Annotated in this window: 15 protein-coding genes; 8 read left to right on the top strand and 7 right to left on the bottom strand. The window is 47.6% G+C overall.

From position 1 onward, the window contains the following. Positions 1–241: 241 nt before the first annotated feature. From OGH69_RS14350 to OGH69_RS14340, 3 genes are read right to left on the bottom strand one after another with little or no spacing between them, the layout of a single operon-like run. The gene (locus tag OGH69_RS14350; RefSeq protein WP_265175174.1) at positions 242–811 is read right to left on the bottom strand and encodes a pseudouridine synthase; all 570 of its coding nucleotides are present in this window, start codon (positions 809–811) and stop codon (positions 242–244) included. Further along, positions 808–1,551, bottom strand: coding sequence for a hypothetical protein (locus tag OGH69_RS14345; RefSeq protein ID WP_265175173.1), 744 nt, complete (start codon positions 1,549–1,551; stop codon positions 808–810). The genes OGH69_RS14350 and OGH69_RS14345 overlap by 4 nt, the downstream gene beginning before the upstream one ends. Continuing rightward, on the bottom strand, positions 1,551–2,099 hold the full coding sequence (locus OGH69_RS14340) for a hypothetical protein (protein WP_265175172.1): 549 nt from the start codon (positions 2,097–2,099) through the stop codon (positions 1,551–1,553). The genes OGH69_RS14345 and OGH69_RS14340 overlap by 1 nt, the downstream gene beginning before the upstream one ends. Before the next feature lie 105 nt (positions 2,100–2,204). Between OGH69_RS14340 and OGH69_RS14335 the strand changes: the two genes are divergently transcribed. The 3 genes from OGH69_RS14335 to OGH69_RS14325 all read left to right on the top strand — a co-directional run bounded on the left by OGH69_RS14335 (position 2,205) and on the right by OGH69_RS14325 (position 3,659). Continuing rightward, positions 2,205–2,666, top strand: coding sequence for an SRPBCC domain-containing protein (locus tag OGH69_RS14335; protein WP_265175171.1), 462 nt, complete (start codon positions 2,205–2,207; stop codon positions 2,664–2,666). Further along, positions 2,666–2,986: an ArsR/SmtB family transcription factor gene (locus tag OGH69_RS14330; protein ID WP_265175170.1), complete on the top strand. Its 321-nt coding sequence runs from the start codon at positions 2,666–2,668 to the stop codon at positions 2,984–2,986. Before OGH69_RS14335 ends, OGH69_RS14330 begins: the two co-directional genes overlap by 1 nt. 253 nt (positions 2,987–3,239) lie before the next feature. Continuing rightward, the gene (locus OGH69_RS14325) at positions 3,240–3,659 is read left to right on the top strand and encodes an SRPBCC family protein (RefSeq protein WP_265175169.1); all 420 of its coding nucleotides are present in this window, start codon (positions 3,240–3,242) and stop codon (positions 3,657–3,659) included. A gap of 115 nt (positions 3,660–3,774) precedes the next feature. Here OGH69_RS14325 and OGH69_RS14320 read toward each other — a convergent pair whose 3' ends face one another. The 3 genes from OGH69_RS14320 to OGH69_RS14310 form a co-directional block, all read right to left on the bottom strand. Further along, positions 3,775–4,740, bottom strand: coding sequence for a D-2-hydroxyacid dehydrogenase (locus OGH69_RS14320; protein ID WP_265175168.1), 966 nt, complete (start codon positions 4,738–4,740; stop codon positions 3,775–3,777). Positions 4,741–4,961: 221 nt separating this feature from the next. Then, positions 4,962–6,032 (bottom strand): 3-phosphoserine/phosphohydroxythreonine transaminase, encoded by a 1,071-nt coding sequence (gene serC, locus OGH69_RS14315; protein ID WP_265175167.1) that lies wholly within the window; start codon positions 6,030–6,032, stop codon positions 4,962–4,964. Between the two features lie 77 nt (positions 6,033–6,109). After that, complete coding sequence (locus OGH69_RS14310; protein ID WP_265175166.1) at positions 6,110–7,168, bottom strand: acyl-CoA reductase; 1,059 nt, start codon at positions 7,166–7,168, stop codon at positions 6,110–6,112. Between the two features lie 71 nt (positions 7,169–7,239). On the opposite strand from OGH69_RS14310, the gene OGH69_RS14305 reads away from it, so the two are divergent. The 3 genes from OGH69_RS14305 to OGH69_RS14295 all read left to right on the top strand — a co-directional run bounded on the left by OGH69_RS14305 (position 7,240) and on the right by OGH69_RS14295 (position 8,497). After that, entirely contained in the window at positions 7,240–7,590 is a 351-nt protein-coding gene (locus OGH69_RS14305; RefSeq protein WP_265175165.1) for a 4Fe-4S dicluster domain-containing protein, read from the top strand. 140 nt (positions 7,591–7,730) lie between these two features. Then, on the top strand, positions 7,731–8,054 hold the full coding sequence (locus tag OGH69_RS14300; protein ID WP_265175164.1) for a hypothetical protein: 324 nt from the start codon (positions 7,731–7,733) through the stop codon (positions 8,052–8,054). After that, the gene (locus OGH69_RS14295) at positions 8,054–8,497 is read left to right on the top strand and encodes a hypothetical protein (protein ID WP_265175163.1); all 444 of its coding nucleotides are present in this window, start codon (positions 8,054–8,056) and stop codon (positions 8,495–8,497) included. The genes OGH69_RS14300 and OGH69_RS14295 overlap by 1 nt, the downstream gene beginning before the upstream one ends. Before the next feature lie 71 nt (positions 8,498–8,568). Here the strand turns inward: OGH69_RS14295 and OGH69_RS14290 are convergent, their stop codons facing one another. Beyond that, positions 8,569–9,087 carry a hypothetical protein gene (locus OGH69_RS14290; protein WP_265175162.1) on the bottom strand — a complete coding sequence of 173 codons (519 nt, stop codon included), beginning with the start codon at positions 9,085–9,087 and terminating at the stop codon, positions 8,569–8,571. Positions 9,088–9,349: 262 nt separating this feature from the next. Between OGH69_RS14290 and ychF the strand changes: the two genes are divergently transcribed. Continuing rightward, positions 9,350–10,444 carry a redox-regulated ATPase YchF gene (ychF, locus tag OGH69_RS14285; protein WP_265175161.1) on the top strand — a complete coding sequence of 365 codons (1,095 nt, stop codon included), beginning with the start codon at positions 9,350–9,352 and terminating at the stop codon, positions 10,442–10,444. A 149-nt stretch (positions 10,445–10,593) separates the two neighbouring features. After that, positions 10,594–11,994, top strand: coding sequence for a hypothetical protein (locus OGH69_RS14280; protein WP_265175160.1), 1,401 nt, complete (start codon positions 10,594–10,596; stop codon positions 11,992–11,994). The last annotated feature ends 31 nt before the right edge of the window (positions 11,995–12,025 follow it).

Below are 12,025 nucleotides of genomic sequence, written 5' to 3'. Positions count from 1 at the left end.
AAAATAGGCATTAAATGAACAGCTTTATTCTAAAGTTTTGCTAAAAAATCTTACAATATTTATCTCTATTACATAGATATGGTTGCTTGGATTTGTTGTAGAGAAGTTGCGCTGCAACGTCTGCTATACATCAATTATATTAAACGTTGCGCTGCAACGTTTGCGGTATATAAATTATGTCAGACGTTGCAGTGCAACGTCTCTACACCCTGCCTGTAGAAAATCCGTGTCATCCGTGTTTCTACACATCAAACCCTCCGACCTCCGTCACCTCTCCTGGCTGCAACCTGCCCAAAGCGACGTTGCCTACGCGCACTCTTACCAGCCGAAGCGTAGGAAAACCAACTGCCGCGGTCATTTTTCGTACCTGCCGGAACTTGCCTTCGGTAACGGTTACCGAGAGCCATGAAGTAGGGCCGTGGCGCTCATCGCGAATCTTCTTTCCTCTTTCGGGAAATGCAGGGGTTTCATGTAAAATTGATGCTTCACAAGGTTTAGTAACATACCGCGTCCCTTTAAAGCCGATCTCCACACCGTCTTTAAGCTGTTCTATAGCTTCTTCAGTTACCGTGCCATCTACCTGTACGTAATATTCCTTTTCTACTTTCCTGCTCCGTACGATCTCGCTCATCATGCCATCTGTTGTGAGCAGGAGGAGCCCTTCAGAGTCTTCGTCCAAACGCCCGATGGCCATAGTATTTTCTGGAAAATCATACAGCTCGCCCAGCAGCTTTTTGGTGCGTTTAAGGTTGTAGGTAAATTGGCTCAGGTAGCCATAAGGCTTGTATATGATGAAATGGCGGTGGCTCATTGTCTTGGTTTGCGAACCCAGGCAGAGTCACGCATTTTTAGTTCTTTATACATGCCGCTTTCATGCAGGGCGCCATATAATACGGCAATTTTTTTAGAGCGTTCATCTGAGATCGTGCCGGCAAGGTAGCTGTTTCGGTAGTCCAGTATCATGGCATTCGATTCATTGCTGTTAATCTTGCCACAGTTATATTTTGTGTCGAAGGGCGATGCATAGTCGCAATCGTTCAGTATGATCGGGCCATATTCGTTTTCATATACCCGCACCAGATGGTTCATCGGTACATCTACGATACGGCCTTTAATAGTATCCACCCCCAGGGCATAGTATTTTGGCTGGTTGACAAGTCCTTTCCTGTTTTTAAATTTGTAACCCATTAATGTGCCGTTTATGGTGTCAATATAACCCGAAGAGGTTATGTTTATTCCTGTAAGCTTTCTGATTTTCCATTTTAATGTGTCTTTTTGCTGTGGCGTGAGAGAGTCGGTTACGCGGACACTCTCCATATATACAATGTATCCCTCAGCCTGTAAGGAGTCAACCTTCCTTTTTACATTCCTGTAAAACTCCTTAGGCCCAATGTGTTTCATCGGTATATAGGCTACATCTTTGTCACCGTTAGTGTAGTGCGAAACAGTTGCTTCCTTATCGTAAGCCCCAATCATGTGCAAACCGATTGAAAGGCACGATGTGCAGAGCAAACCGGTTATGGAGAGCAGTAAGAGTAGTTTTCCTTTCATTATTTTTGAATGTAGTTGTATACCTTCTCCTCCAGTTGTTTATGATATAAATTAAACAGTTCCGTCTGGGCGGGTTCAAGGGCTGTAATCTTTGCTTCGTTGGTGTGCTTCAGGTCTTGTAAAAAAGCTTCGGCTTCCGCCAGGGTCTCAATGCGTATGGCAATTTCGGCGGAGGCCTCATCGGCCCATTGTACTATAATATCGGTATCCGAATCCTGGAGCACCGAATAGAAGTCGGCTGTATGTTCCTGCTCATACTCGTAAGCAAAAAGACTGTAAATTTCAGCTACTGCACCATCAATTTTATCTGAATAGGAGAGGTAGCGCTGCAACAGGCTTCTCCGGTCGGCAGGAGTGGAGTTGGTTATGTTTTTTTGCAGTACAATTATCTCATCTTCAACAGACTGATCGTGAGCTTTTTCAGTTACCGCATTTGCAGAATCGCCGGCTTGTTCAGTGGTTATTTCGGTTCCGTTTACCGGCTTTACCGAATCGTCTTTGCACGACAGCAACGCCAGCAGCGCAAGGGAAAGAATGATTTTTTTCATGTCCAAATATAGCGAATGTAAAATTGTATCAAAAATATTTTGTGTAACCAAATGGTTTCTTATATTTGTGTAACCAAACGGTTACTTTTAATTAAATATTGAACTATGCAACCTGAAACACTTGAAATCAAAGCAGGAATCCAGATACAGAAGCCTGTAAATGAGGTTTTTGAAGCTGTTGTGAATCCTGAGCAGATGTCTAATTACTTTATTTCCCAGTCATCCGGGAGGATGGAAGAAGGCAAAACCATTACCTGGCGCTTTCCGGAAATTGATATGGATGTACCTGTACGCGTAGGTAAGGTAATACAGGATGAGTATGTCTCTTATCATTGGGATAATGCTGATAATGAGATGCTTGTGGAAATAACCCTGACACCCAAAGGCGAGGATACAGTTGTTATTGTTACCGAGAAAAGCGCCCCCAACAACGAGGCCGGAATCAATTGGCTGAAGGGCAATACCGAGGGCTGGGCCAACTTCCTGGCATGCCTTAAAGCCTGGCTGCAGCATGGAATCCACCTGCGGGAAGGGGCTTTTGACTATCGGTTTGAAGGCAGGCAATAATGGAGACCAGGAGAAGGGATGTATTCCAGGCGATAGCCGACCCCACACGGAGGGAGATCATCAATATGCTGGCGAAGAAGCAAATGACCGTAAATGCTGTGGCAGAGCATTTTAGTATGACCCGCCCGGCTGTTTCCAAGCATTTGCGCATACTTGCCGAGTGCGGTTTGGTAACCATGAGGCAGGAGGGAAGGGAGCGCTTTTGCCGCGCCCATTTCGATAAGCTTAAGGAGGTATCCGAATGGGTGGCCCGATACAAATCGTTCTGGGATGAGAAACTCGATGCCTTAGGTGACTTTTTGGATACCTCAGATGCCTGATACCCTAAAATCATCCCGGCAGGGCGGTTTTAAGGTATGCCAGGAGGTATTTTAAGGTCAGTACCGGGGTATTTTAGGGTAGTATGCAAGGGTATTTTTGGGTAACCCCAAGAGGACTTTTAGGCCCGGATCGAAAACACCATAAATAATGCAAAAGTCCGCAGGTGTTTTGACGGCGAAAATGCGTGTTTGCATCACTATGACAAAAATGAAACAAACCATACGTTAAACCATTACTATAAAAACAGCGACCATGAAAGATCCATTGATTATTGAACGTACGTATAACGCCCCTACCGAGAAAGTGTGGCGCGCCATTACCGATGTGGAGCAGATGCGCCGGTGGTATTTCGACCTTGAAGATTTTAAGCCTGAGGTGGGTTTCACCTTTGAATTTACCGGCCAGAGCGATTGCGGCGACTATGTCCATTTTTGCGAAGTGACCGAGGTAGTAGAGGGCAGGAAGATCACCTACAGCTGGTCGTATAAGGATTATGAGGGAATGTCGCACGTAACCTGGGAACTGTTCCCCGAGGGTGACCAGACCCGCCTGGTGCTCACCCACACCGGCCTCGACACCTTCCCGCCGCTCAAAGACTTTACTAGGGAGTCCTTCATTGGTGGCTGGACGTACTTTGTACACGATGCATTGAGGAAGTTTTTGGAAAGCTAGCCATTTATTTCAGGCATGAGTAAGCACATCCCTGCTCCCTCTCCTTTGGAGAGGGTTGGGGTGAGGACGAAAAAAAAGCCGTCGCAAGACGGCCTTAATACTATACAATAAATTATTACGAATTCTCAGTCTTTAGCAAACTGGCAATCTGCTCGGCCAGTTCGGTGCCAATGCGGTCCTGTGCCTCCAGTGTGGCCGCGCCGATGTGCGGTGTCAGGGAAACCTTAGGGTGCATCAGTACCTGTACGGCAGGTTTTGGCTCTTCTTCAAAAACATCGAGGCCGGCAAAGCCTACCTTGCCTGAGTCCAGTGCATCGATCAGCGCTACTTCATCAATAATGCCGCCGCGCGCCGCATTGATGATGCCCACGCCGTCTTTCATGATCTCAAATTCCGGTGCGCCAATCACGTAGCCGCTTTCCTGTGCCGGAACGTGCAGCGTGATAAAGTCGGCATGCTTCAGGATGTCCTCCATCGGCTCGGTCGGGATGTCCACATTGATGAACTGCCCGTTGTAGAAGTCAACGCGTATTTCGGCATTGCCCACAAATTTATCCGAAGCAATGACACGCATGCCCAACCCAAGCGCTATCCTCGCTACCGAACGCCCTATGCGACCGAAACCGATGATGCCCAGCGTTTTGCCGCGCAGCTCGATGCCGTTGGCGTAAGCCTTTTTAAGCCCTTCGAAATTGCTGTCGCCTTCCAGGGGCATGTTGCGGTTGGCATCATACAGGAAGCGTACGCCGGTAAACAGGTGCGCGAATACCAGCTCGGCCACCGAATCCGACGATGATGCCGGGGTATTGATTACATGGATGCCTTTTTCGCGCGCATATTCCACGTCGATGTTGTCCATGCCTACGCCGCCGCGCCCTATGATCTTAAGGCCCGGGCAGGCATCGATGATGTCCTTGCGAACTTTGGTAGCACTGCGCACCAGCAATACGCTTACATCATTGGCATTTATGTAATTAGCCACCTGTTCCTGGGCTACTTTGGTCGTGATCACTTCAAATCCGGCTCCTTCAAGCGCCGTAATGCCGCTTTTTGAGATGCCGTCGTTTGCTAATACTTTCATTCAGATTTCAGATTTTAGATTTACTTCGTCAGTTCGGGCTTTGCCCTCGGGTCAGATTTCAGATTGAGCTGCACTCGGTTTCTGAATTACTGAGAGTTTTTATTTCAGATTTTAGATTTCAGATTTGCTTCGCCAGTTCGGGCTATGCCCTCGGGTCAGATTGAGCTGCCCTCGTGTTTAAGGGCTAGAGTGGCAACCTGAAACTTTAAACTTTAAACAAATTAAACATTCTTTTCCAACTCTTGCATGACATCCACAAGCACCTGCACGCTTTCTATCGGCATGGCGTTGTAGATGGAGGCGCGGTAACCGCCTACCGACCTGTGTCCTGCCAGTCCGCTGATGCCGGCGGCCTTCCACAGCTTGTCGAACTGTTCGGTGTGCGACTCATCGTCCAGGAGGAAGGTAACGTTCATTTTGGAGCGGTCTTCGGTCCTCGCAGTGCCTTTAAATAAGGGGTTGCGGTCAATCTCCGCATACAGCAGCTCCGCCTTGGCGTTGTTCTTTTTCTCCATGGCTTCAATGCCGCCATTGTTGTTCAGCCATTGCAGCGTAAGGTAGGAAGTATAGACAGCAAACACCGATGGCGTGTTGTACATGCTTTCCTTATCGATGTGCTGCTTGTAGTCGAGTATCGACGGGATGTGCCTTCCGGTCTTGCCCAGCAATTCTTCTTTTACCACAACCAGCGTTGTGCCGGCAGGGCCCATGTTCTTTTGTGCACCGGCGTAAATAAGCCCGAATTTGGAAAAATCCAGCTGGCGCGAAAAGATGTCCGAGCTCATGTCGCAAACCACCGGTACCCCCGTTTCAGTGAAGGCATGCATCTGCGTACCGAATATGGTATTGTTGCTGGTGCAGTGAAAATAGTCTGCATCGGCAGGGATGGCATATCCGGCAGGTATGTGTGTATAATTATCAGCTTTGGATGATGCTACTACAAGGGTATCGCCAAATTCGCGTGCTTCCTTGATTGCGCCTGCAGCCCATGTCCCCGTATCCAGGTAAGCCGCTTTTCCGTTTTTGGTCATCAGGTTGTACGGCACCCTTACAAACTCAAGGCTTGCCCCGCCCGAAAGGAAAAGCGCCTGGTAGCCTTTGCCGGTTAGCCCCATCAGCTCAAGCGCGAGTGCCCTTGCTTCGTCCATCACGGCCACAAAATCCTTACTGCGGTGCGATATTTCAAGTATGGAAAGTCCGGAATTATTATAGTCAAGTACTGCCTGGGCGGCTTTTTCAAAAACTTCCTGTGGCAGGATGGAAGGGCCTGCACTGAAATTATGTTTTTTCATTTATATGATGTTGTTTTGGAGATGCAAAGTTCAGTAATAGGAACTAAAAATGGCAAAAAAAATTATAAATAATTTCGCTATATTTTTGATAAAAATGCAATTGTGTCCACATTATCGGCATAATCCCACAGGGCCGGTTTTTGGGTCTGCCCAAAAGGGATGCTGCCTTGCATGACACCGCTGCCCACTATGCACTGCAGCTGTTCATGTTCGGCCCCGAGGCGCTGCCTTACATCGTCGATATTGTCATAAAATTCATAAAATACGCTCGATATGGGCGATGCATAGCCATTGTCTTCTTTCAGGGTAAGGAATTCATTATCCAGCAGCTTGAAGTTGCTCATCAGGAACACCGCCTTATTGTAGTCGTAGTTGTTGGCATACTTCTCATAAAAGATGACGTCCTTATAATGGTATATCGCTGCAAAAAAATCTTTGAAATCGTACCCTTTCGGCACAAACAGTTTTGATACGTTGCGGCATCCCAACCCAAAATAGCGGAAAATATCTTCTCCCAACCCAACCAGTTCTTCATGCGTCTCATGGCCTGTAAGCACGGCTACCGAATTGCGGTTCTTGCGGATGATAGACGGCCTGTCCTTAAAGTAATACTCGAAATAACGGGCGGTATTGTTACTGCCTGTTGCGATTACGGCATCAAAGTCTTCCAGTTTGCCATCGGTAAAAATGATGCGTTCCCGAATAACGGGCTGCACGGCAATAAGGTATTGGGCCAAAAAGGGCAGGAGGTGCTGGTCGTTGGAGGATGTTTTTACCAATGCCGTATGGCCGGTAATGAGCACCGAAAGGAAATCGTGGAAGCCTACCAGCGGGATGTTGCCGGCAAGGATAAGGCCAACGGTTTTGCCTCCTGAATTTGTAAGGTCGTAGGGAGCCAGCCATTTATCAAGGTTTTCCGGCGTCAGCGCTTCTGCCCACGAGTTCACCGAAAAATATACCTGTTCTTCGGTATACCAGCCATTGTGCGACCTGGAAAGCGCTATGAGCGCGATGAAGCGGTCATAAAATTCCTCGTTATGAAGCACTTCGGGATTTTTATGGTTGGCATCCAATGCGAACTGCGACAGGAACTTGCCCAGCTGTATGAATGCGTTTTTTGTTTCTGTTAACGTCATTATTGTTGCGTATGAATGGATTTGGACGTAATTTTGCAGCAAATTTACGTATTAATACTAAGACATAAGCCATGGCTATCATTATAACAGACGAATGCATCAACTGCGGGGCCTGCGAGCCTGAATGCCCAAACACGGCCATTTATGAAGGCGCCGACGACTGGCGCTACAAAGACGGCACCGCGCTGAAGGGACGTGTAGTTTTGCCTACAGGTGAAGAAGTGGATGCCGATGCACCGCGTACCCCGATATCAGACGACATCTATTACATTGTGCCGGATAAATGTACCGAATGCAAGGGCTTCCACGAGGAGCCGCAATGTGCCGCCGTTTGCCCGGTAGACTGCTGCGTGCCCGATGACAACCACGTAGAGAGCGAGGAAACGCTGCTCAACAGGCAGGCCTTTTTGCACAATGAGTAAAAAAACAATCCCGGATATTCCGGGATTTTTTATCTTTACGCATGGCCAAAACCTTTTTATATTTTCTTGCGATAGCTTTACTCATTAACTTCGTAATTAAGGGAGCGCTTTTTATCAGTTACCATAAAACGGAAGGCACTGTGGCGGATTTAGAAGCTCTAACGTCGATCAGCTATAGTAATCAGGACCCTTTTATAACTGATGCCATTGCACCGGTCATTTCATATACTATTGACGGGGTGGGATACACAATGGCCAAAAGCCGATGGGGTTTCTGGACATCGTATGATGTTAATGAAAAAGTGACGGTACTATACACCGATCCCGACCATCCTGAAATCAACCGTTTTTTCCCTTACTGGCTAAGGCTTGGTGATATGTATTGGATATTTGGCGGTGCAGTGCTTGGCACGATACTTACAGAAACAGTGCAATTTTACAAAAATCAAAAAAAAGGCAGCTAATGGTCAAACAGTACATAACCTCTATAATTATCCTTCTGGCGTTTAATTTTATTTATAAGGGTGTACACTATTTTATGTACGACAGGGCCGATGGCGAGGTAGTGCGGCACGAATCGGTTTTGCTCCATTATACGGTACACAACCGTTCCGGCAACGATGAAGAGCACCAGAAATGGGTGTCTGCCCCGGTCATTCTTTTTCAGGCGGGCGGGGAGGATGTCGAATTTAACCTGGCCGATTTGGAAATGGTAGAGTTCCTGGACGATGGCGATGAAGTGACGGTGCTGTACGACACAGCCAAAGATGAATACAATGTTGCAACCATCATCAATTACTGGCTTACCCTTTATGACATTGCCCTTGGGCTGGTGCTGGCATTGGTAGGCCCGGTAGCTTTTGCCATATTCAAAGCCCTTAAAAAATGGTTTGCCTCAATGGAATAAAAACAAAAAATCCCGAAGCTCGCACTTCGGGATTTTTTCAGTTTTCATAGCAAATAATCAAACCAATCTATTTATTGTTTTACCCTGGTATACGTTTCTACCGTAACACCGTCGGTACTCTCATCATAAGTCTCTATCACAAAATTTCCGTTGGCATCCGTATAGCCCAGCGAAGTGCGGTCGCCTGAACGGTAAATGTATTGCCCGTTTGAGGTTCTGCGCAGCACGCCGGTATTATTCACATCATCTGATGACGATACTTTGAAGCCATTTTTGTCCGGCACGAAGATGTAGCGGTGGCCGTTGGTTTCGTAATACGTTGGGATGCCGTCGCCCGATACGGTGGTAGACGTATTCACCTGTACAGGGGTGCGTTTCAGGTCCTTGTTCAGCTTTTTGCTTTCAGCATCCTGAAGCTCGATGTTCTGTACGGCATTGGTGTTTTCGGTTTTCACCACTTTTTTAGGCTTGCCGGTACCGTTGTCTACGGTAACTACAGTGGTCTTGCTTTCTTCGGTTACGTTCTTGTTTACCTGCGCATTCAGGGTCAGCCCCAGGGCAAGCATTATCATTACAGCTATATTTTTCATAATTATCATAGTTTTAGGTTATAACTACAAAGGTACGCGCACAATGTTAAATGTGTTTTTAGGAAAACATAAAGTATTTATAATGTTGTCAGTTGTAAAGTTGTAAAGTTGTAAAGTCGTAAAGTCGCAAAGTTTCAAAGCTTCTGGATTGAATGAGGCTTGTAACATTATCACTTTTTGACTTTGGAACTTTGAAACTCTGTAACTTTGAAACTCTGTAACTTTCTCCCTATATTTGCACCCTCAAAAACCACATATATAAATGAAAGCAGGGATAGTAGGATTGCCCAATGTAGGGAAATCGACACTTTTTAATTGTTTGTCTAACGCCAAGGCGCAGAGTGCAAACTTTCCATTTTGTACCATCGAGCCGAACATTGGCGTAGTGAACGTGCCCGACCCGAGGCTTGAAAAGCTGGAGGAGCTTGTAAACCCGGAGCGTGTTGTCCCTGCGACGGTTGAGATTGTGGACATTGCCGGACTTGTAAAAGGCGCCAGCAAAGGCGAAGGATTGGGCAACCAGTTCCTGGGCAATATCCGCGAGTGCAATGCCATCATCCACGTGCTGCGTTGCTTTGACAACGACAACATTGTGCACGTAGACGGCAGCGTGAACCCCATCCGCGATAAAGAAACTATTGATATCGAACTACAGCTGAAAGACCTCGAAACGGTTGAAAAGCGCCTTGAAAAAGCGAAGAAAGCCGCAAAGGTAGGCGCCAAGGAGGCCCAGCTGGAAGTTTCGCTTTTGGAAAAAATAAAAGAGGCTTTGCTCCAGGCGAAGTCGGCGCGTACGGTACAGCCGCAAAATGAGGAGGAGACTGCCATGATGGACAGCTTCCAGCTCATTACGACAAAACCGGTGCTATATGTGTGCAACGTGGACGAAAACGCTGCCGCGACAGGCAACAAATATGTTGAGCAGGTACGCGAGCTGGTGAAGGACGAGAACGCCGAGGTAATGTTCCTTGCCGTGGGTACCGAAGCCGACATCACCGAGCTTGAAACCTACGAGGAGCGCCAGATGTTCCTGGAAGACCTTGGCCTGAAAGAGCCGGGCGCCTCCGCGCTTATCCGTTCGGCCTACAAGCTGCTTAGCCTGCAGACGTATTTTACGGCAGGTGTGAAAGAGGTTCGCGCGTGGACCATCAATATTGGTGACACTGCCCCACAGGCTGCCGGTGTGATCCACTCCGATTTTGAGAAAGGGTTCATCCGCGCCGAGGTGATTGCCTACAACGACTACGTTACCTACGGCACCGAAGCCAAAGTGAAGGAAGCCGGAAAGCTGAAAGTGGAAGGCAAGGAGTACATCGTGAAGGATGGCGACGTGATGCACTTCAGGTTTAACGTGTAAATAGTATCTAGTATTGAGATTTTAGTATTGAGATATCGAAGTTAAATAGTAAGAGCCTGCCGGATACTTTCCGGCAGGTTTTTTAGTTTTATTTGCAGGCGCTCCCAACCTTTTCCACTCAAAAGCCCTCTATGCTTAAAAAAGCCCTTATGAAAATCGGAATTGTCTTAGCCTTCATGCTCCACACCCTTACTGCCTGTGCCCAACAGCCCTTTGAACCGGAGTATATTATGGACTATAAATATGCCGTAAAAACCGGTGCGCTGTACAGTGAGGTGAGTGTGGAAAACGGCAAGCCGAAATACGGCCGCGCGGCAGACAGCCCCGCATCGCTGGCAAAACTGCTCCATGTTCCCGAAACATCGGTAGTGGAGATACAATCACTTCAAAAAACTACAGAGGGAAAGATGCTGGAGGATTTACTGGAAATCCAACTCGATTACCCAAAGGTGGAGCGCGCCTCGCAATACCAGGTCGTGAATTTTTTGCCTAACAAGCTGATGGTGATCCGCAATATTTCTACTGTATACCCTGATCATGAAAACCTTGTGTTCTGCACGCTGGAGACGCAAACCATCTCAGGGAAAACACTCCTTAACGTATATAAAGACGGTAACATTGCCGGACGCATTTACCCGATGAAGGACGGCTACAAGCTGTGCATGTTTTACGGCTATGGCAACGCGCGGCCCGTTGCAGTACCCATTACCGATGCCGAAGGGCTGCGCAAAAAAGTACGCCTGCATTTTCCGCTTACCGAAATCTTTACCGAAAATGGCAGGTATGGGCTCAGGTTGCGCGATGGAAAAAAAGAAATCATCCCCGCTGTGCATGATTCCATAAGCACAGTAACTGCATCGATGGTGGCGGTGCATTCAGGGAAGAAAATCACGCTGCTGTACCGTAACGGCGAACCGGGTCCGCAAAACATCCGTGCCCTGCAGCCGCAATCCGATTCGTATGCGGGGGTGCTGGTGGGCAATGAGGTATTTTACCTTACCCACGAGGGCAACTTGTTGGAGAAACTCCCCGATATGAGGATGGACGGCTGCGGCACTATCCCGCATTACAGCGATACCATAGTAAAGCAGGGCGGCTATTACAAGCACAGACACACCTACCGATATGGCGAAACGAGGGTTACGGAAACAATAATCGCCAAAATATCCGACTTTAAGGAGGTAAAATTGCTTAACGGCAAGACAATTTCCTATGGCCTTACAACGGCCTATTACAGTCCCTACAACACCAACCCTAAAGGCTATATCGTAACGCTGAACAGTGGTGCAAAAAGCATTATCGAACTGAAGAGGGACGGCACGTATAGCCTATCCCTGGAACCGGATAACTATGCTTTTACGGCACGGGAATACGACATGGGCCTGCCGTTGCGATTTAAAAGCGATGGCCTGCACGGTTTTTGGCCGCAGAATGACAGCGCCCGTTATAAGGAGCTTTCGGAATTCGACAAAGGCTTTGCGAGGTATACGCTACCGGACGGCAGCAAAGGCTGGCTGTCGCAGGATGGGGGAGAGTATGGGGATGAGTAGGAATTATGAATTGTCAATTACGAATTACGAG

It is taken from the genome of Flavobacterium sp. MFBS3-15 (assembly GCF_026107645.2).
Taxonomy (GTDB): Bacteria; Bacteroidota; Bacteroidia; order Flavobacteriales; family Flavobacteriaceae; genus Flavobacterium.
The sequence above is the reverse complement of the archived record's forward strand: the minus strand, read 5'-3'. Positions and strand labels throughout refer to the sequence as shown.

Coding starts and splice junctions, on each gene's coding strand:
- OGH69_RS14335 (WP_265175171.1), top strand. CDS start 2,205: ATGCAACCTGAAACACTTGAAATCAAAGCAGGAATCCAGATACAGAAG.
- OGH69_RS14290 (WP_265175162.1), bottom strand. CDS start 9,087: ATGAAAAATATAGCTGTAATGATAATGCTTGCCCTGGGGCTGACCCTG.
- OGH69_RS14280 (WP_265175160.1), top strand. CDS start 10,594: ATGAAAATCGGAATTGTCTTAGCCTTCATGCTCCACACCCTTACTGCC.
- OGH69_RS14345 (WP_265175173.1), bottom strand. CDS start 1,551: ATGAAAGGAAAACTACTCTTACTGCTCTCCATAACCGGTTTGCTCTGC.
- OGH69_RS14325 (WP_265175169.1), top strand. CDS start 3,240: ATGAAAGATCCATTGATTATTGAACGTACGTATAACGCCCCTACCGAG.
- serC (WP_265175167.1), bottom strand. CDS start 6,032: ATGAAAAAACATAATTTCAGTGCAGGCCCTTCCATCCTGCCACAGGAA.
- OGH69_RS14310 (WP_265175166.1), bottom strand. CDS start 7,168: ATGACGTTAACAGAAACAAAAAACGCATTCATACAGCTGGGCAAGTTC.
- OGH69_RS14305 (WP_265175165.1), top strand. CDS start 7,240: ATGGCTATCATTATAACAGACGAATGCATCAACTGCGGGGCCTGCGAG.
- OGH69_RS14320 (WP_265175168.1), bottom strand. CDS start 4,740: ATGAAAGTATTAGCAAACGACGGCATCTCAAAAAGCGGCATTACGGCG.
- OGH69_RS14340 (WP_265175172.1), bottom strand. CDS start 2,099: ATGAAAAAAATCATTCTTTCCCTTGCGCTGCTGGCGTTGCTGTCGTGC.
- OGH69_RS14295 (WP_265175163.1), top strand. CDS start 8,054: ATGGTCAAACAGTACATAACCTCTATAATTATCCTTCTGGCGTTTAAT.
- OGH69_RS14350 (WP_265175174.1), bottom strand. CDS start 811: ATGAGCCACCGCCATTTCATCATATACAAGCCTTATGGCTACCTGAGC.
- ychF (WP_265175161.1), top strand. CDS start 9,350: ATGAAAGCAGGGATAGTAGGATTGCCCAATGTAGGGAAATCGACACTT.
- OGH69_RS14330 (WP_265175170.1), top strand. CDS start 2,666: ATGGAGACCAGGAGAAGGGATGTATTCCAGGCGATAGCCGACCCCACA.